Annotated in this window: 21 protein-coding genes; 13 read left to right on the plus strand and 8 right to left on the minus strand. The window is 56.8% G+C overall.

What is annotated here, in order from left to right; translation table 11 throughout:
* Positions 1–100: 100 nt before the first annotated feature.
* Positions 101–1,036, minus strand: a complete 936-nt coding sequence (locus ACYZUA_RS23250) for a chemotaxis protein CheV (RefSeq protein ID WP_046049189.1) — start codon at positions 1,034–1,036, stop codon at positions 101–103.
* Positions 1,037–1,498: 462 nt separating this feature from the next.
* Between ACYZUA_RS23250 and ACYZUA_RS23255 the strand changes: the two genes are divergently transcribed.
* The 3 genes from ACYZUA_RS23255 to ACYZUA_RS23265 all read left to right on the plus strand — a co-directional run bounded on the left by ACYZUA_RS23255 (position 1,499) and on the right by ACYZUA_RS23265 (position 3,859).
* Positions 1,499–1,969, plus strand: a complete 471-nt coding sequence (locus ACYZUA_RS23255) for a hypothetical protein (protein WP_461960776.1) — start codon at positions 1,499–1,501, stop codon at positions 1,967–1,969.
* 340 nt (positions 1,970–2,309) lie between these two features.
* On the plus strand, positions 2,310–3,203 hold the full coding sequence (locus ACYZUA_RS23260) for a sensor histidine kinase (RefSeq protein WP_461964094.1): 894 nt from the start codon (positions 2,310–2,312) through the stop codon (positions 3,201–3,203).
* Positions 3,200–3,859: a response regulator gene (locus ACYZUA_RS23265; protein ID WP_461960777.1), complete on the plus strand. Its 660-nt coding sequence runs from the start codon at positions 3,200–3,202 to the stop codon at positions 3,857–3,859. The genes ACYZUA_RS23260 and ACYZUA_RS23265 overlap by 4 nt, the downstream gene beginning before the upstream one ends.
* Here the strand turns inward: ACYZUA_RS23265 and yegS are convergent.
* Complete coding sequence (yegS, locus tag ACYZUA_RS23270; RefSeq protein WP_461960778.1) at positions 3,843–4,760, minus strand: lipid kinase YegS; 918 nt, start codon at positions 4,758–4,760, stop codon at positions 3,843–3,845. The two genes, ACYZUA_RS23265 and yegS, sit on opposite strands and share 17 nt — an antisense overlap.
* Before the next feature lie 230 nt (positions 4,761–4,990).
* Here yegS and ACYZUA_RS23275 point away from each other — a divergent pair, with 230 nt between their 5' ends.
* Positions 4,991–5,299, plus strand: coding sequence for a hypothetical protein (locus ACYZUA_RS23275; protein WP_461960779.1), 309 nt, complete (start codon positions 4,991–4,993; stop codon positions 5,297–5,299).
* A 67-nt stretch (positions 5,300–5,366) separates the two neighbouring features.
* Here ACYZUA_RS23275 and ACYZUA_RS23280 read toward each other — a convergent pair whose 3' ends face one another.
* Both ACYZUA_RS23280 and moaB read right to left on the minus strand, forming a co-directional pair.
* The gene (locus tag ACYZUA_RS23280; protein ID WP_461960780.1) at positions 5,367–6,593 is read right to left on the minus strand and encodes a molybdopterin molybdotransferase MoeA; all 1,227 of its coding nucleotides are present in this window, start codon (positions 6,591–6,593) and stop codon (positions 5,367–5,369) included.
* Positions 6,577–7,116: a molybdenum cofactor biosynthesis protein B gene (gene moaB / locus ACYZUA_RS23285; RefSeq protein ID WP_461960781.1), complete on the minus strand. Its 540-nt coding sequence runs from the start codon at positions 7,114–7,116 to the stop codon at positions 6,577–6,579. The genes ACYZUA_RS23280 and moaB overlap by 17 nt, the downstream gene beginning before the upstream one ends.
* An 81-nt stretch (positions 7,117–7,197) precedes the next feature.
* Between moaB and mobA the strand changes: the two genes are divergently transcribed.
* Together mobA and ACYZUA_RS23295 are read left to right on the plus strand one after the other, a co-directional pair.
* Positions 7,198–7,800: a molybdenum cofactor guanylyltransferase MobA gene (gene mobA, locus ACYZUA_RS23290; RefSeq protein WP_461960782.1), complete on the plus strand. Its 603-nt coding sequence runs from the start codon at positions 7,198–7,200 to the stop codon at positions 7,798–7,800.
* A 76-nt stretch (positions 7,801–7,876) separates the two neighbouring features.
* Positions 7,877–8,098, plus strand: coding sequence for a YgdI/YgdR family lipoprotein (locus ACYZUA_RS23295; protein ID WP_461960783.1), 222 nt, complete (start codon positions 7,877–7,879; stop codon positions 8,096–8,098).
* An 87-nt stretch (positions 8,099–8,185) separates the two neighbouring features.
* On the opposite strand, the gene ACYZUA_RS23300 is transcribed toward ACYZUA_RS23295, so the two are convergent.
* From ACYZUA_RS23300 to ACYZUA_RS23310, 3 genes are all read right to left on the minus strand, one after another.
* Entirely contained in the window at positions 8,186–9,076 is an 891-nt protein-coding gene (locus ACYZUA_RS23300) for a pseudouridine synthase (RefSeq protein WP_461960784.1), read from the minus strand.
* Positions 9,077–9,147: 71 nt separating this feature from the next.
* Positions 9,148–9,465: a hypothetical protein gene (locus ACYZUA_RS23305; RefSeq protein ID WP_046049178.1), complete on the minus strand. Its 318-nt coding sequence runs from the start codon at positions 9,463–9,465 to the stop codon at positions 9,148–9,150.
* A gap of 168 nt (positions 9,466–9,633) precedes the next feature.
* Entirely contained in the window at positions 9,634–9,870 is a 237-nt protein-coding gene (locus tag ACYZUA_RS23310) for a glutaredoxin family protein (RefSeq protein ID WP_111452360.1), read from the minus strand.
* A 207-nt stretch (positions 9,871–10,077) separates the two neighbouring features.
* Between ACYZUA_RS23310 and ACYZUA_RS23315 the strand changes: the two genes are divergently transcribed.
* Positions 10,078–11,790 (plus strand): cation:proton antiporter, encoded by a 1,713-nt coding sequence (locus ACYZUA_RS23315; RefSeq protein WP_461960785.1) that lies wholly within the window; start codon positions 10,078–10,080, stop codon positions 11,788–11,790.
* Here ACYZUA_RS23315 and ACYZUA_RS23320 read toward each other — a convergent pair.
* A complete protein-coding gene (locus ACYZUA_RS23320; RefSeq protein WP_461960786.1) occupies positions 11,787–12,995 on the minus strand; it encodes an ammonium transporter in 1,209 nt (402 codons plus the stop codon). The genes ACYZUA_RS23315 and ACYZUA_RS23320 overlap by 4 nt on opposite strands.
* A gap of 305 nt (positions 12,996–13,300) precedes the next feature.
* On the opposite strand from ACYZUA_RS23320, the gene ACYZUA_RS23325 reads away from it, so the two are divergent.
* The 6 genes from ACYZUA_RS23325 to ACYZUA_RS23350 all read left to right on the plus strand — a co-directional run bounded on the left by ACYZUA_RS23325 (position 13,301) and on the right by ACYZUA_RS23350 (position 17,346).
* Complete coding sequence (locus ACYZUA_RS23325) at positions 13,301–13,615, plus strand: ElaB/YgaM/YqjD family protein (RefSeq protein ID WP_461960787.1); 315 nt, start codon at positions 13,301–13,303, stop codon at positions 13,613–13,615.
* Position 13,616: 1 nt separating this feature from the next.
* A complete protein-coding gene (locus ACYZUA_RS23330; protein ID WP_008145878.1) occupies positions 13,617–14,006 on the plus strand; it encodes a phage holin family protein in 390 nt (129 codons plus the stop codon).
* On the plus strand, positions 14,003–14,344 hold the full coding sequence (locus ACYZUA_RS23335) for a hypothetical protein (protein ID WP_309676667.1): 342 nt from the start codon (positions 14,003–14,005) through the stop codon (positions 14,342–14,344). Before ACYZUA_RS23330 ends, ACYZUA_RS23335 begins: the two co-directional genes overlap by 4 nt.
* Before the next feature lie 217 nt (positions 14,345–14,561).
* Entirely contained in the window at positions 14,562–15,890 is a 1,329-nt protein-coding gene (locus ACYZUA_RS23340; RefSeq protein WP_150656983.1) for a deoxyguanosinetriphosphate triphosphohydrolase, read from the plus strand.
* 182 nt (positions 15,891–16,072) lie between these two features.
* Positions 16,073–16,465 (plus strand): response regulator, encoded by a 393-nt coding sequence (locus ACYZUA_RS23345; RefSeq protein WP_461960788.1) that lies wholly within the window; start codon positions 16,073–16,075, stop codon positions 16,463–16,465.
* A 254-nt stretch (positions 16,466–16,719) separates the two neighbouring features.
* Positions 16,720–17,346 (plus strand): response regulator, encoded by a 627-nt coding sequence (locus tag ACYZUA_RS23350; RefSeq protein ID WP_461960789.1) that lies wholly within the window; start codon positions 16,720–16,722, stop codon positions 17,344–17,346.
* Position 17,347: the final 1 nt, after the last annotated feature.

Genomic DNA, 17,347 nt, shown 5'->3' on the forward strand with positions numbered 1-17,347 from the left:
CTCGCGATAGCGGTGTGTCAGTAACCAGAAGGGTGGCTGACAGGGCCTCATCGCGAGCAGGCTCGCTCCCACAGGGAATGTGGTCAGTCCTTGATAGTGGTCAGGCAGGCACTTCATCGAGCATCAAGCGCTGGCGCACCACATCGACGAGTTTGTCCGGCTGGAATTTTGAGAGGAAGTTGTCGCAGCCGACCTTCTTCACCATCGAGTCGTTGAAGCTGCCGGACAACGAGGTATGCAGAACCACGTAGAGGCCTCGCAGACGCGGGTCATTGCGGATTTCCGTGGTCAGGCGATAGCCGTCCATTTCCGGCATTTCCGCGTCGGTGAAGATCATCAGCAGTTTGTCGGTCATGTTCACACCGGTATCGGCCCAGGCCTTGAGCATGTTCAGTGCCTTCAAGCCATCGCTGGCGATGTGCATCTTCACGCCCAACTGACCCAGGGTGTCACGCAATTGCGACAGGGCCACGTTCGAGTCGTCCACCAGCAGCACTTCACGGCCACGGGCACGTTCCAGAACCGGATCGTCGAGTTTGTCGCGCGATACCTTGGCGTTGTACGGGACGATTTCCGCCAGGACTTTTTCGACGTCGATGATTTCCACCAACTGGTCGTCGACCTTGCTGATGGCCGTCAGGTAATGTTGACGACCGGCGCTGGCCGGCGGCGGCAGAATGGCTTCCCAGTTCATGTTGACGATGCGGTCCACACCACCGACCAGGAACGCCTGCACCGAACGGTTGTACTCGGTAACGATGATCGTACTGGTCGGGCTTGGCACCAGCGGACGCATGCCGATGGCCTGGGACAGGTCGATCACCGGCAGGGTCTGGCCACGCAGATTAACCACGCCGCAGACAAACGGATGACGCTGGGGCATCAGGGTCAGCTTCGGCAGTTGCAGCACTTCCTGCACTTTGAAGACGTTGATCGCGAACAATTGACGTCCGGCCAGCCGGAACATGAGAATTTCCAGGCGATTCTCACCCACCAGTTGCGTGCGTTGGTCTACCGTGTCGAGAATGCCGGCCATCAATGACTCCTGGGCTTGTTCTGATGAATTCACTAAAGCGGGTTATCGGCTGTTTTCGCCGGACCTTGACCCCCGTGTAAAATGCCACGACCAAACATTGATGTCACATTAACATCATGCTTTACTGGCCAGGCGATTTCATCTGCCCCATTGCCTGCCGCGAGACTTCGTTTCGTTCGGTTGGTTCCCCCGTGTAAGGGATTCCCCTAGTAACAATCAGGCCCAACCTGATATTCGCAATATCCAATAGCCATTAATGTGACGCCATTCTCATTGCATGAACGGAGTCAGGCTTTTGTGTGCGATCGCAGGTAAGTGGCCATCCACCCTATCGAGTTTCCCAGCCTGCAGCCAGACAGGCCGGCGCGCGATCTCACGACGGCATGGCAATGCGGGGACTCAGACCGTTCCCGTCGACACACACGACATTCCCGCATTTGACATGACGTTGTGGAGATAAACATGCCGAACGATCGTAACGAATGGGCTCACCGGCTCCCTGAATTTCTCGTCGAAGCAGAGATACTCCTGGTTAAAACCGAGGAATGCCTGAGTCATTTGCAACTGATCAGCAATGACAAGGATGCCATCGACTGCATGCTGAGCACCCTGCTCAAACTGGCCAACAAGGCTGATGCCCTCGCTCTTGCAGCCGTTTCGGAATTTTCGTTGCACATCCATGGTTTGCTGAGCCATGCCCAGAATCACATGGATCTACACGACGAGGCCTTGAGTGCGCTGAAAGACTGCCTGACGTTGATCGCCTGGCAACTCGAGCTTATCGATCAGAAGACCGGCCAACTCAGCCTTGATGACAGCGAACAGACCTCCTTGATCGAAGCCTTCGCCTTTCAGGTCGGACACAGTCAGTTTCAGCTCCCCGCTAATTCCAAACCGTTCACACTCGTTTCCTTTGCAGGTCGGCAAGCCTGAATTATCGGGCCTCTATGCCGTGCTGCGAGTTTTCATTGCCATGATTGCCTCTCAACGTTAGCGGGCTCATGTCGCAATTGAATATTCCACAGCGCTTACGACAACTCGAAACAAATAATCCATTCTTGCCAGCCAACTTTTTCCATTATGGAACTGCTGTCCATAAACGCCTGTTTACTGGCTCGGCAGACTTATATACCAAACGCGACCAAGGGTATCTTAAGTGGTATTATGCCGCCCATTAGTTGACGTCAATTAATAGCAGAGTGACTCCAGACAGAGACCCGTCATCCACATTGCCCGGTCTTCCCGCAGCGAACATCCATTGGCTCCATCCGCTATGTACGCCAGCCTCAAGTCGATCACCCTAAAGCCACTCTCCCGAAAAAACGCGCGCCTGGTCACGCTTGTGTTGTGTACCTGCTCGGCGCTTGGCTGCCTGCTGATTTACAGCCTGTCCACTCCCCTGCCGTTGAGTCTGCTGGTGCTCAATATTGCGGCATTGACCTGCGTCTGGGTGCAGTACTGTCTTTCGCGCAAGTCGATAAAGTTTCAACCCCAGGAGTTGGCTGACCGGCTGTTGGAGGTTCAGGAAAACGAACGCCACCGGCTCAGTCGGGAACTGCATGACGACATCGGCCAATTGCTGACTGCGGCAAAACTTCAAAGCGACTGGCTCAAACGCCGAATGCCCGAAGAACTTCAGGACCAGTGTGCGGTGCTCTGCGACACGCTGGAGGAAACCCTCGCCAAAGTGCGAGACGTATCGGCCATTCTCAATCCGAGGCAGCTGACCAGTCTCGGGCTGGAAGCCAGTCTGCGGGCGCATTTACTCAAGACGCTGGCCAACACGCCGGTGCACTGGAGCCTGGAATGCCATCAGCGATTGACCGGTATACCGGAGGAAATGACCCTGGCCGCCTTTCGAATTACTCAGGAAGCGGTGACCAATATATTGCGCCATGCCGAAGCGAAAAATCTGTTGGTCCGCCTGCAACGTCAGCCTCAGGGCCTGACACTATTGATCAGTGACGATGGCCTGGGATTCGCACCAGCGACCGATCCAGGTCGTGAGGGGCAACGTGGAATGGCAGGGATGTCGGAACGGATCAATCAGCTGGGAGGCACACTGAGCGTGACCAGCGAGCCGGGCAAAGGCACTCAAATCGAAGCACTCTTCCCCTGGGCGCCTCGTGCACTCGAACGGGCCAGTACGAATAAGGTTATGCGTTGACTTGTAACTTACTTCTGGTGGATGACCACTCGCTTATCAGGGCAGGCGTGCGCGCTCTGGTACTGGATATTCCCGGCTACGCGGTAATCGGTGAGGCCAATGACGGCTCGCAGTTGCTCGATATGGTCGAGCAACTGTCCCCCGACATCATCCTGCTGGATATTTCCATGAAGGAAACCAGTGGCCTTGACGCATTGCAGCGACTCAAGCGAGTACGCCCGCACAGCAAGGTGCTGATCCTGTCGATGCACACTGATCCAGCACTCATCATGCAAGCACTGGAATCCGGTGCACATGGCTACCTGCTCAAGGACACCACGGCTACCGAGCTCGAACATGCCCTGGATGCCTTGCGTAATAACGAGCGCTACCTGAGCCCGGCCATCGCCCACACCGTCATCAACCAGGCGCTGACCCGAACGCAGAAAAACCAGCCCGAACCTGCCGACTCGCACAACCTGACCGCGCGTCAGCTGGAAATTCTTCGGCTGATCGTTCGCGGAAAATCCACCCGGGAAATTGCCAATGGCCTGGGCCTCAGCATCAAGACCGTTGAAACCCACCGTTCGCAGATCATGAAGCGCTTACAGATCTACGATGTGGCGGGCCTGGTGTTGTTCGCCGTTCGCGAGCAGATCATCAGCCTGGATGATTGATCAATTGTGATGACCCCAGCAGCGGCGAGTTTTCAGGTAAATGCACGCGCAGTGCCGCTGGACGTGTCGAGAAACGCAAGCTGTCACCTTCCAGAGGTTCCCCATCGAGGTTGATGTAGAGGCCTTCCGAGACCTTGATTTCGACCCATGGCAACCGGACTCGCACAAACATGTTGTCGATGCCGAAGCCATCCGCCAGCAGGGTTTTCAAGGTGCCGACGACTTCCTGCGGTGCAGGCAGAATGCTGATGTCCAACAATCCGTCGTCAGCCAGCGCTTCTGGACACAACACATGTCCACCGCCGGCCTGTCGGCCATTGCCTATGCCCAATGCCAACAACTCGCCACTCCAATGGAAATCAGGCCCCTGCAACTCGCCATAGGCGGCGTGCAACTCACTGAAGCGCGATAAACCGGTGAACAGGTAAGCCGCGCCCCCGAGGATTTTTTTCAAGTCCTCCGAGGTGTTTGCCGTGACCTGACTGCCAAAACCGCCCGTGGCCATATTCAGGAACACCTGCCCGCCGACCTCCCCCAGATCTATGGCGCTCGGCGCAATGTCGAGAAGTTCCAGCGCCTGCTCGGGCTCCAGAGGCACGCCGGCGGCACGCGCAAAATCATTGGCGGTCCCCAACGGCATCAGTACCAGACTGGCCTTCGTCGAATGCGCCGCCATGGCCTCGGCAATATCGCGCAAGGTCCCGTCACCGCCACCGGCGATGATCTGCGTGTAGCCTGCCGCCAGTGCTTCATCTACCAGACGCTGTGCGTCGCCCGCTTCCCAGGTCACTCGAACGGCCAGCTCCCAACCCTGTTGGCGCTTGTCCGCAACGGCAGAACGAACCGCCTCGTTGAGCGCTTGCTTGCCATGCAGAATCAACAGCGCCTTGCGTTCGCTCATTAGTGGTCACTCCCATGATTGAGTTCCGTATGGGAGATGTTGACCTCATCTCTCCCTATAAAAGTTGCAAGAATTTTGAATTATTTGAAGTCGAGCAGTATGGCGTCCTACAAGGCGGGACTTTTTCTTACAAGATGTGAGGAATCGGCTCAATTGACCGCTCCATGCGATTGGTACACCTTGGCGCCTGCAGTTATCAAACATCAGCAGCAACTACACAGGGACGTGCCATGCAAAGCCAAGAGATCAGGTCAACGGTCATTCCGGTCGTACCGTTCGCCGAAAAACGCGCCGATCATCACGCTGAATTCAAAAACAGCGCAAAGCCCATTGGAGAAGCTGCTATGGAATCTCGCGTCGTTGAATTGGAGACACACCTCAAATACATCCGACGAGACATGGATGAAGTCCGTAGTGACGTCAAATCCATAAAACACCGGCTTGCCTATTCGGCTATGGGAGCAGCCGTCGTCATCGGGGTTCTGGCCTGGATCGCCAACAGCCGTTTCGACCAGCTCGTGACACTCCTGGCTCGTTAAGGGTAAGCCATGAACGCAAAACCCGGTTTGATCAACCGGGTTTTGCTCAGTAAGCCAACGACAGGAGTCAGCTCAGGACTTCGCTCAGCGGGATGAAGCTCACGTTGTCACCTTCGATCAGCGTGCGGTCCTCCAACACCTCAACCAGACCATCAGCCCAGGCAGCGCTACGCAGTACACCCGAACTCTGATTCCTGTAGATAATTGCCCGGCCATTCTCCAGACGGCCGCGCAAGTACTCGCGTCGATTGCCTGCTTTTGGCCATGCAAACCCTGCAGGCACCTGAAACTTCAGGGGTTCGACCTCTTTTACACCCTGTCGGCGCAAGAGATAGGGCCTTGCCAACAAAGCAAAGGTCACCAGCGTTGAAGCCGGATTGCCAGGCAAACCAATCACAGGTACGCCGCGAAAATGCCCGAATGTCAGCGGTTTGCCAGGTTTGATGGCGAGTTTCCACAACGTCAACTCGCCCTCTTCACGCAAGGCAATGCCCAGAAAGTCAGCTTCTCCCACCGAGACACCACCGGTGGAAAGGATCAGATCGACATCTTTCAATTCACCCAGTTGAGTGCGGGTGGTCGCTAAATCATCCGGAAGAATTCCGGCATCGATCACCTCACAGCCCAGGCGCTGCAACCAACTGCACAGCAACACTCGATTGCTGTTGTAGATCTGTCCCGGCCCCAGGGCCTGACCCGGTTCAATCAGTTCATCCCCGGTGGACAGAACAGCAACGCGAACCTTGCGAATCACGTCCAGCTCTGCGCATCCCAGCGAAGCAGCCAACCCCTGTTCGATCGGCCCGAGGCGCGTGCCGGCTGGCAGTATCAACTCACCGACAGTAGCTTCCTGGCCTTGAGGACGAATGTTTTGTCCTGGGGCCATGGTTTCGGTGAAACGTACTCGCTCATCCGCCTGAACCTCGGCGTTTTCCTGCATCTCGACGCAATCTGCACCTGCGGGCACTGGCGCACCGGTGAAGATTCGTGCACAGGTGCCAAGCTTCAAGGGCTCCGGAGCCTGACCGGCAAAAATCTTCTGGCTGACCACCAGTGGCTCTCCAGTCCAGTCGGCCACGCGCAGGGCATAACCGTCCATGGCACTGTTGGGCCAAGGTGGCAGATCAAGCGTCGAAACCAGGTCATCGGCCAGCACCCGGCCCTGAACCTGCGCCAATGGCAAGCGTTCACGCTCACAAATCGGTGAAGTTTCGGCCATTGCCAGCAAGCGTGCCAGTGCCACCTCGACAGCCATCAGACTGCCAGTCTTGCCTGGCTTACCCGCGGGATTCACAGGGTGCCGCCTGTTTGAGATGAGCGACGAAGTTGCACGGGCGGTGCCGCGAATCCAGCTGCTCGGCAAGAATGCCATCCCAACCGGTGCGCACGGCATTGGTCGAACCTGGCAAGCAGCAGACCAGCGTGCCATTAGCCAGGCCGGCCAGTGCACGGGACTGAACAGTAGAGGTGCCAATATCCGCCACCGATATCTGCCTGAACAGCTCACCAAAACCGTCGACCTGTTTGTCCAGCAGGCAAGTCACCGCTTCCGGAGTGCTGTCGCGTCCCGTGAACCCGGTACCGCCAGTGATCAGCACCACCTGCACGACATCGTCGGCAATCCAATTGGCGACTTGCGCGCGAATTTTGTAGAGATCATCTTTGAGCAGAACCCGGGCCGCCAGGTTATGGCCGGCAGCACTCAAACCGTCGACGAAGACCTGGCCTGAGGTATCGGTTTCCAGGGTACGGGTATCGCTGACCGTCAGCACCGCGATGTTGAGCGGTGCGAAAGGTACATCAGCCTTGGCTTTCATAGGCTCATCCAGTTGTAGGAGAAACAGCCCGGTGTTATATCACAGCGCCTCATTTTTTCGCCGCCCCCATGGAGACCTGCCATGACCTCGAATACACATCTGCCGCCCTGTTCCATTCTGCTCCTGGCAGGTGGACGTGGCCAACGCATGGGCGGTCAGGACAAAGGGCTGCTGGAATGGCATGGCGAGCCATTGATTGCCCACTTGCACCGCAAGACCCGTTCACTAAGCGATGACCTGATCATCTCCTGCAACAGAAACCTGGAAAAGTACGCGCCCTACGCCGACCAACTGGTTCATGACGATGAAGGCGACTTTCCTGGCCCCCTGGCCGGTATTCGTGCAGGCCTGAAGGCCGCCCGCCATACACATCTGCTGGTACTGCCGTGTGACGTACCGCGCATCGACGCCGCCCTACTCAACAGCATGCGCGACTCCGCCAGCCAGCACCCGGACCAACCGCTGATGCTGCGCCATGGCGAACATTGGGAACCTCTGCTGTGCATCATCCCCGTGGCGCTCTCGGCCGAATTCGACAGTGCCTGGGACGACGGTGAGCGCAGTCCGGGTCGCCTCATGCGCAAACTGGGCGCTACCGCCCTGCAATGCCCCGACAATGACCCACGCCTGGCCAACCTCAACACACCAGAACTGTTAAGTGCCCACAACTCTGTGTCAGACTGACAGGAGAAGGAACTTGCACGCGCTGGACACGTCTCAAGCTCAGTAACCAAAAGAATTCATATTCGGAGACACACTCATGACTCAACGGACCCTCGCCACTTTCATGCTCGCACTGGGCCTCGCTACCCTCGCCGGCTGCGCATCGCCTACAGTGATCACCTTGAATGACGGTCGAGAAATCCAGGCTGTCGACGCGCCAAAGTTCGATACGGATTCGGGTTTCTACGAATTCGAACAACTGGATGGCAAGCAGACCCGCATCAACAAGGATCAGGTTCGTACCGTTAAAGAGCTGTAATTTTGCGGTAACAACCGGATATGAAAAAGCCCGCTTTATGCGGGCTTTTTCGTGGCTGAAGATCAACAGACTCGCTGAACTTCGTGATCACCACTGCAGGGTGATGTTGCTTTCGAATGCTCTTTCCTGGCCGGTGACCGGGTCCACGAACCGTAGCCCCTGAGCGAGCAGTTTCAAAGGATTGGCATAGTCATCCTGAACATCCTTTAGGACCTGCGGATAAAACGGGTCGTTGCAGATGCTGGCGCCCAAGGCTGTCATGTGTACCCGTAACTGATGTTTCTTGCCCGTCACCGGGTAAAGCGCATAACGCCAGAGGTCACCGTTCTTCTCCCTGACTTCGACAGCCGTTTCGGTATTGCTGACGCCCGGACCTTCCTGCATGCGGAAAAAAGGCTCGCCATCGATGAGTCGGCTCTTATGGACCAATGGAAAAGAGAGTTCAGGCAACGCTCGGGCAATGGCCTCGTAGCGCTTTTCGATCTGTCGTGTAGGAAACAACGATTGATAGGCAGAACGGCTCTGAGGATTGGCGGAAAACAGCACCAGCCCCGCTGTGTGCCGGTCAATGCGATGCAAAGGCACCAGATGCGGGTTATCGAGTCGACGGATCAGCCGCCGCAACAGGGTCTGCTCCACGTATTCACCCGCCGGAGTCACTGGCAGAAAATGTGGCTTGTCCGCCACGACCAGATGCTCATCCGCGTACAGAATCGACTCGACCACCGGGATCGGCTTTTCGTCCGGCACCTCACGGAAATAATGAATCCGCAAGCCTTCCTTGTAAGGCAGATCAAGGGCGATCGGCATGCCGTGACCGTCGAGGACACGACCGCGAGCGATTCTGTCCAGCCATTGTTCACGACCGATGGCGCTGAAGTGTTCGCACAGACAATCGAGTACGGTCTGCCACGGACCAGGCGGCAAGTAGAGCGTGCTGGCCTGGTTGTGCGCAGCAGAAAAAGATGAAATGGACATACGAAAGTTCTGACCCTCAATACAGGGCAGCATTATCCAACAGCGGCCGGAGCGAACCTAGAAGAGAATCCTCAAGCCGGTATCTGCGCGCGCGCCGCCGCTTCGGTGAACTCCTTGAGCCAGCGCAGCACATCGACTGCCTCCCAGCGACCAGGATCATAAAGCGCATACAACAAGCCCTGATAGCCCACGACATCCAGCTGCCGGTGATAACCCGCGCGCTGGAACAAGGCTTCTATTTCGGCAAAACAGGTATTGAAATGCAGTTTATTGAAGGGAGTTTTTCCTTCTGTCACCAAGCCATCCAGACGCAATTCGAGGACAGCCTCGCGCACCACGTCTGCCGACATCCGGTTCACGCTGTTCTTCAATTGTTCGACATTGACCACGATTCATCCCTCTCACGCCCGGACCGCCTGCCCAAACCCGAAAACCAGGGGTACAAGGCAGGCATCACGAATAACTGTATGCGCATACAGTATCCGATCAGTACCGGTAAAGCCAAGGGGATCCATCGCAACGTTCGACAGGCGGAACATCGCCACCGCAACAACCGCTTAACGCAGGAACGCCACGACCTGATCGGCACTGAACGGCCAGCCCAGCTCCGCGCCAGTATCCACCCGCCGTAATACCGGAATACGCAGGCTGTAAGCTTCGAACCATGTTTCGTCGTCCGCGATATCCACCAGTTCCACCAGCAGACCGCGCTCGACAAACTCCATCAGCATGGCTTCGGCCACTTCACACAGATGGCACCCAAGGGTGCCGAACAGCTGACATTCAGGAAGCATGAGCGCTCAACCGAAAAATTTAAGTCATCATTCTAGGCCTGCCCTGAAAAGCCGTCGAGCCGTTGAATGCTCTACCCTTGGGCCATAACGACAACGGATCGTGGCAATACGCTGACGCACATCAGTCGTCTTCAATACCCATTGCGCGATGCTCACGGATTATTTGCCTCTACGCTTGAGTTGCCAGCGTCCATCACGGGAGTTTTTGTGTTTGCCAATCTGTTGATCATCTTCGCCTCCTCCCTGGTGGTGATTGCACTGTTCCAGCGCCTGCGATTGCCACCGGTGCTGGGCTACCTGTGCGTGGGGCTGATCGTCGGGCCAACTGCATTCAACTGGGTGAATGAAAGCGAAGAGTTGCCGGACCTCGCCGAGTTGGGCGTGGTGTTTCTGCTGTTCTCCCTTGGTCTGGAGTTCTCCTTGTCGAAAATGCTCGTGTTGCGCCGAGTGGTGTTCGGGCTTGGCAGTCTGCAGGTGCTGTGTTCCGGGATGTTGCTAGGTGGTTTGCTGATGCTGCTCGGTATGTCGATCACGCCTGCGCTGTTACTCGGCGCCGGCCTGTCGCTGTCTTCCACGGCCATTGTCAGTAAAGAGCTGAGCAGTCTCGGCGAGATTTTCAGCAGTCACGGCCAGAATGCCATTGCCGTGTTGCTGTTCCAGGACGTCGTGGCTGTGCTGCTACTGACTCTGGTGCCCGTGTTCGCTGGCAGCAGCGACCAGGCCTGGTATTGGGCGCTGCCACTGACGCTGGGTAAAACAGTGGTGCTGTTCGTCGGTCTGCTGCTGGCCAGTCGCTGGCTGCTGCCGCGGTTGTTCCATGAAGTGGCGGCTGCCCGTTCCCCGGAACTGTTCGTGCTACTGGCGCTGGTCATTATTCTGTTGACGGCGTGGCTGACTCACCTGCTCGGTCTCTCCCCTGCCCTGGGTGCGTTTCTCGCCGGCATGCTGCTGGGGGAAAGCCACTACCGGCATCAGATCGAGGCCGACATCCGCCCGTTCCGCGACATCCTGCTCGGGCTGTTCTTCGTCAGTATCGGCATGCTGATCGACTTGCAGTTGTTCGCCAGCCACGGCCTGCTGATTCTCGGCCTGACCCTGGGATTGTTGTTGCTCAAGGGCAGCGTCGTTGCGCTACTGGTCAAATGGCGAGGCAGCGATGGCGAAACCGCCTGGCGCAGCGGCCTCGCATTGGCCCAGGGCGGCGAGTTCTGCTTTGCGCTGATGGCACAGATGCAGCAGAACGAACTGATGCCCGCGGATTTTGGCGGTCTGCTGCTGGCGGCGACCTTCTGTTCAATGCTCGTCACTCCATTGCTGCTGCGCGCCGCGCCCCACATCGCCACACGCCTGCATCGCAAACCCAACGAAGAAGCGAAACTGGAAGAAATCAGCGCGCTCAATGCCGGGTTACACAACCATGTCGTTATATGTGGCTACGGTCGTGTAGGTCAGTCAATCGGCCGCGCGCTACGCAACGCGCAGCAACCCTACATCGCACTGGATACCGATCCGGTGCGGGTCCACGAAGCCGCCGTTGGTGAAACCTGTGTGCATTATGGCGACTCACGCCGTGGTGAACTGCTGGTCGCGATAGGGCTGGAGCGCGCCAGACTGCTGGTGATCGCCGTGGATCAGAGCGACATCGCGTTGCTGATCCTCAAGGAAGCGCGGCGACTCAACGCGACCGTGCCGATTCTGGTGCGCACGCGCGACGACAGCCAACTGGCCGAGTTGAAGGCAGCCGGCGCCAGCGAAGTCGTGCCCGAACTGTTGGAGTCGAGCCTGATGCTCGCCTCCCACGCGCTGATCATGCTGGGATTACCTGCGTATCAGGTACAGGAACGGGCCGACCAGATTCGGCACGACCGCTATCGTCTGCTGCACGGTTTCTATCCAGGCGCTGACGACGAAGAGACCTAGTCCTGACTGACCGAGCCGATCTTGTGCACCGACAAGTCCGCGCCGTAATACTCTTCTTCCTGACTCAGGCGCAGACCATGGAACGCCTTGATCGCGCCATACACAGCAAAACCGCCGGCCAGTGCCACGACTACCCCCAGTGCGGTGCCGATCAACTGGCTGATCAGACTCACGCCGCCCAGCCCACCCAACGCGCTCTGGCCGAAGATGCCGCAGGCGATCCCGCCCCAGACGCCACACAAACCATGCAACGGCCAAACCCCCAGCACATCGTCGATGCGCCATTTGACTTGAGCGGCAGTGAAGCACCAGACAAACAATGCGCCGGCGATAATGCCCGTGATCAGCGCGCCCACCGGGTGCATCAGATCGGAACCGGCACAGATCGCCACCAGTCCGGCCAGCGGGCCGTTATGCAGAAAACCCGGGTCATTGCGCCCGACGATCAACGCCGCCACGGTACCGCCTACCATGGCCATCAGCGAGTTCACCGCCACCAGTCCGCTGACACCTTGCAGGGTTTGCGCGCTCATCACGTTGAAACCGAACCAGCCAACGATCAGGATCCACGACCCCAGCGCCAAAAAGGGAATGCTTGAGGGCGCGAACGCCACCAATCGCCCTTCGCGATAACGGCCATCGCGCGGCCCGAGCAACAACACCGCCGCCAGGGCCAGCCAACCACCCATGGCGTGGACCACCACCGAGCCGGCGAAATCATGGAAGCTGGCGCCGAAGCGCTCCAGCAACCAGGCTTGCAAGCCAAAGTTGCCGTTCCAGATCATGCCCTCGAAGAACGGATAGATGAACGCCACGATCAGTGCCGTTGCGCACAACTGCGGGACAAACCGGGCGCGCTCGGCGATACCGCCGGAAATGATTGCGGGTATCGCCGCAGCAAACGTCAGCAGGAAGAAAAACTTCACCAGCCCATAGCCATGATCCGCATTGATCACAGCCGCCGGTTGCATGAAGGTCACCCCATATGAAATCCAATAGCCTATAAAGAAGTAGGCCAGGGTCGAAATGGCGAAGTCGCTGAGAATCTTCGACAAGGCATTGACCTGGTTCTTTTGTCGAACCGTGCCGACTTCAAGAAAGGCGAAACCGGCGTGCATCGCCAGCACCATGACCGCGCCGATCAGAATGAACAACGTATTGGAGCTATGGACCAGATTGTCCACAGCGCTTTGCAGATTTTCCATGGGGTTGGCAGACCTGAAGGCTAAAAAGCACCAAAGCAGTTCGCGCAGACAATTCATGCACCAAGTTGCGACTTGCCAGGATCAGCAGATGGATCCCGATGAGCCACTTTGGCGCACAAGGTTGGAACCTTTGCGCGAGTTTTCATTATTTGAGATAAGGTTTTGCTCGAGTCCCGCCCAGCAACAGCGCAACAGCGCAGGCAGACGCACCACGACATAGCAAAAGTTGTACCAGTCATTTGTACTGAACCTTCGCGCAAGGCTCATACTCGAACGCTTCAGAAGCCACTTACGGAGATCCACCCATGGCCAGCATCAAGGCAAAGACTGCTCAAGAAATCCTGATGACCGATTTTCAGACTCTGGTCAGCGACACCGAACGGTTGCTCGAACACACCGCAACGCTGGCCGGCGATCAGGCTGATGAGCTGCGCGAGCAAATCCACGACAGTCTGCTGCGTGCGCGCGAAACCTTGAAACTGACCGAAGACTCCTTGCGCGAGCGCAGCAGGGCCGCCGTTACCGCCACCGAAGACTATGTCCAGGCCAACCCATGGCAATCGGTCGGGATCGCGGCCGGCGTGGGTTTCCTGCTTGGCTTGCTGGCCACTCGGCGCTGATATGGCGATCGGCGAATCCGGCTCGTCCGCGACGGGCCCAAGCTCCTCACCGCGGCGCCTGGGTGCCGCGTTTCTTGGACTGCTGCACAGCCATGTCGAACTGTTCGGCATCGAATTGCAGGAACAAAAAGCCCGCACGGTAAGCTTGTTGCTGTTCGCAGGCTTGGCGCTGGTTTTTGCCTTGCTGTTGCTGGTGGGGTTGTCGACGCTGGTGTTGATCCTGTTTTGGGACACCTATCGCCTGGCGGCCATCATCGGGCTCTGTGTTTTCTACACACTCGCGGCGATTTTCTGTGCGATGCGCTTGAGAGCGGCGATTTTCGATGAATCCTCACCCTTCCACGGCACCCTGGAAGAGTTGGCCAACGATCGGGAGCGTTTGCTGCCATGAGACTGCCTGAACTGCCTCACAACAGCTCGCGCACCGAAATGCGCAAGGCGCTGATCCGCCTGCGCATGGAAATGCATCGTCAGGAAATCCGTCACGAATCCGCGCAACTGCTGCAACCCTTGCAGCGTGTGCGCGGGATGACGCAAAACCTGCAAGATGGCTTCGGCATCAAACACGCTCCACTCTGGGGTGTGGCAGCCGTCACCTTGCTGGGCTTTTTGACGGGTAAGGGCGCCAAGAGCGGTGGCGTCAGCAGCCTGACTCGACTGGTTCGTCTGGGTACCACGCTGGGACCATTGATCAAGCTGGTCATGCAAGGCTCTTCGCGTAACCACTAAGGCCGTTATCTGGCTGCATTCTTGCAAAATCGGATTGAACCTCTTTATCGAGGGGTTCAATCCTGCGTGCCTACCTGGTGAACAGGTTTTATCCGAGAACCGTTCATCGATACCGCCACAGGTCGATATCGACGCCGCCGGGTTGTAGTTCCGCTTGCAGGTCCGGACGCGAAGCCGGAAGCTTACGCAATCAAACACCTGACGGAGAGAACCCGCCTTGGATTGGCAAACCCTGCTTACCCGCGAACGCCTCGGAAAGCCTCTGCACAGCCCGGAAGAACTCGGCCGTAGCCCTTTCCACAAAGACCACGACCGGATCATTTTCTCGGGCGCGTTTCGCCGCCTCGGGCGTAAGACCCAAGTCCATCCGGTCACCAGCAACGATCATATCCACACGCGCCTGACCCACTCGCTGGAAGTCAGCTGCGTCGGCCGTTCGCTGGGCATGCGCGTCGGCGAAACCATCCGTAGCGCCCTGCCTGACTGGTGCGAGCCCAGCGACCTGGGCATGGTGGTGCAATCGGCCTGCCTGGCCCATGACATCGGCAATCCGCCCTTCGGCCATTCCGGCGAAGACGCGATTCGCCACTGGTTCCAGCAAGCCGCCGGCCGTGGCTGGCTGGATGCAATGAGCGAAGTCGAACGCAATGACTTCCTCAATTTCGAAGGCAATGCCCAAGGCTTCCGGGTACTCACCCAACTGGAATACCACCAGTTCGATGGCGGCACCCGACTGACCTACGCCACGCTGGGTACTTATCTGAAGTACCCATGGACGGCAAAACACGCGGATTCTCTGGGCTACAAGAAACACAAGTTCGGCTGCTATCAGAGCGAATTGCCGCTTCTGGAACAAATCGCCCATAAACTCGGCCTGCCGCAACTCGAGGAACAGCGTTGGGCGCGACATCCGCTGGTGTATCTGATGGAGGCTGCCGATGACATCTGCTACGCGCTGATCGATCTGGAAGACGGTCTGGAAATGGAGTTGCTGGAGTACGCCGAAGTCGAGTCCCTGTTGCTGGACCTTGTGGGTGACGATCTGCCGGAAACCTATCGCCAGCTCGGTCCACAGGATTCGCGCCGACGCAAACTGGCGATCCTGCGAGGCAAAGCCATTGAACACCTGACCAACGCCGCCGCCCGGGCCTTTGTCGAGCAACAGGACGCGTTGCTGGCCGGCACGTTGCCCGGTGATCTGGTGGAGCACATGCACGGCCCTGCCAAGCGTTGCGTCCTGAATGCCAAGGACATGGCGCGGAAAAAAATCTTCCAGGACAAGCGCAAGACTCTGCATGAAATCGGCGCCTACACCACGCTGGAAATCCTGCTCAACGCCTTCTGCGGCGCGGCACTGGAACAGCATAACGGTCGAACGCCATCCTTCAAGAGTCGCCGGGTCCTCGACCTGTTGGGTAACAATGCGCCCGATCCTCACGGTTCATTGCACGCCTCGTTTCTACGGATGATTGATTTCATCGCAGGCATGACCGACAGCTATGCAAGCGAAATGGCGCTGGAGATGACCGGTCGTTCGAGCCACTGACGAGACCTGGGGGATCAGCCATTACGCCGTTTGCAATGGTTGATTTGCCTCTCAAACCCCCAAGTGCACTCAACGTTCACCGAGTCCCCCTACAACATGCGCAGAGCTAACTGATCGATTATTCGGTAACGTCGCGAAATAATCTCGCTTCCTTCAGCTCGAGAAGAAGCGTGAATACTCCTATGTTCAAAGACGATCTGCGCATCTTGCTGGTAGAAGATCACCCCTTCCAACTCCGGGCGACTCAATACCTGCTTGAGAGTTACGGTTTTACCCAACTGACCACCACCGACAGTGCCGATGGAGCCTTGCAACAAATGCTCAAGGCTGTGCAACCATTTGATATTCTTTTGTGCGATCAATGTCTGCCCGACCTCTGCGGTCTTGATCTGGTCGAATTCGCCAGCCACCGGGGAATGATTAGACAGGCAATACTATTAAGTAGCCTGACATCCGCGGAACTGGATGAACTTGAAAAAAAGGCCAACGAACACGGACTGCCATTATTGGGATACTTGATCAAACCGCTGAAACAATCCGAATTTAGAAACTTGTTGACCTTGGCCTCAATGTAAAAAATCGCACATCCAACACACTAAAAACTCAGGCGAAATACCACTCACAACTTACAATTAAATACTTACAACCTCTCGATTAACTATCAACAACCTTTACCCTTCTTCATAAAAACCTAGTTGATACGTAGTCCCATTCCTCTTCAGCTGTAGGATTGTTCCTGTATTGCCGCTGCAGGTCCGTCAGCTCATGCGTCGCCTCAACTATCTGAGCTAAGGTGCGCGCTTTATTTGAGCTCGCATGGGATTTGATTATGAACTCCGTTTTTATTGTCGATGATCACCCGGTTATCCGCCTTGCCGTCAGAATGTTGCTTGAACATGAAGGTTACAAAGTCATCGGCGAAACTGATAATGGGGTCGACGCCATGCAGATGGTTCGCGAATGCATGCCTGACCTGGTCATTCTCGACATCAGCATTCCCAAACTGGATGGGCTGGAAGTTCTCGCCCGTTTCAACGCAATGAGTACTCGTCTGAAAACATTGGTACTAACAGCACAATGCCCGACACTTTTCGGTATTCGTTGCATGCAATCCGGCGCATCGGGATATGTGTGCAAACAGGAAGACCTGAGCGAACTGGTCAGTGCTATAAAAGCCGTATTATCAGGTTACAACTACTTCCCAAGCCAGGCCTTGAATCCTGTTCGCGCTGATGACGCGCGTTTTGCCGACCTGGAACTGTTCAAGTCGGTCAATGACCGGGAACTGATGGTATTGCAACTCTTTGCCCAAGGCCGCACCAACAAGGAAATTGCCAAAGGCATGTTTCTGAGCAACAAGACTGTCAGCACTTATAAAAAACGCCTCATGCAGAAACTCAAAGCCAAATCCCTGGTTGAACTCATCGATATGGCAAAACGTAACGCGTTAGTGTGAG

Source organism: Pseudomonas sp. LS2P72 (genome assembly GCF_054897865.1).

Bases quoted from the DNA above. Each gene is read 5' to 3' on its own strand.
- ACYZUA_RS23300 (WP_461960784.1), bottom strand. From the start codon at position 9,076: ATGTCCATTTCATCTTTTTCTGCTGCGCACAACCAGGCCAGCACGCTC.
- ACYZUA_RS23325 (WP_461960787.1), top strand. From the start codon at position 13,301: ATGGCCAGCATCAAGGCAAAGACTGCTCAAGAAATCCTGATGACCGAT.
- ACYZUA_RS23335 (WP_309676667.1), top strand. From the start codon at position 14,003: ATGAGACTGCCTGAACTGCCTCACAACAGCTCGCGCACCGAAATGCGC.
- ACYZUA_RS23255 (WP_461960776.1), top strand. From the start codon at position 1,499: ATGCCGAACGATCGTAACGAATGGGCTCACCGGCTCCCTGAATTTCTC.
- ACYZUA_RS23345 (WP_461960788.1), top strand. From the start codon at position 16,073: ATGTTCAAAGACGATCTGCGCATCTTGCTGGTAGAAGATCACCCCTTC.
- yegS (WP_461960778.1), bottom strand. From the start codon at position 4,760: ATGAGCGAACGCAAGGCGCTGTTGATTCTGCATGGCAAGCAAGCGCTC.
- ACYZUA_RS23275 (WP_461960779.1), top strand. From the start codon at position 4,991: ATGCAAAGCCAAGAGATCAGGTCAACGGTCATTCCGGTCGTACCGTTC.
- ACYZUA_RS23310 (WP_111452360.1), bottom strand. From the start codon at position 9,870: ATGCTTCCTGAATGTCAGCTGTTCGGCACCCTTGGGTGCCATCTGTGT.
- moaB (WP_461960781.1), bottom strand. From the start codon at position 7,116: ATGAAAGCCAAGGCTGATGTACCTTTCGCACCGCTCAACATCGCGGTG.
- ACYZUA_RS23295 (WP_461960783.1), top strand. From the start codon at position 7,877: ATGACTCAACGGACCCTCGCCACTTTCATGCTCGCACTGGGCCTCGCT.
- mobA (WP_461960782.1), top strand. From the start codon at position 7,198: ATGACCTCGAATACACATCTGCCGCCCTGTTCCATTCTGCTCCTGGCA.
- ACYZUA_RS23260 (WP_461964094.1), top strand. From the start codon at position 2,310: ATGTACGCCAGCCTCAAGTCGATCACCCTAAAGCCACTCTCCCGAAAA.
- ACYZUA_RS23350 (WP_461960789.1), top strand. From the start codon at position 16,720: ATGAACTCCGTTTTTATTGTCGATGATCACCCGGTTATCCGCCTTGCC.
- ACYZUA_RS23330 (WP_008145878.1), top strand. From the start codon at position 13,617: ATGGCGATCGGCGAATCCGGCTCGTCCGCGACGGGCCCAAGCTCCTCA.
- ACYZUA_RS23250 (WP_046049189.1), bottom strand. From the start codon at position 1,036: ATGGCCGGCATTCTCGACACGGTAGACCAACGCACGCAACTGGTGGGT.
- ACYZUA_RS23320 (WP_461960786.1), bottom strand. From the start codon at position 12,995: ATGGAAAATCTGCAAAGCGCTGTGGACAATCTGGTCCATAGCTCCAAT.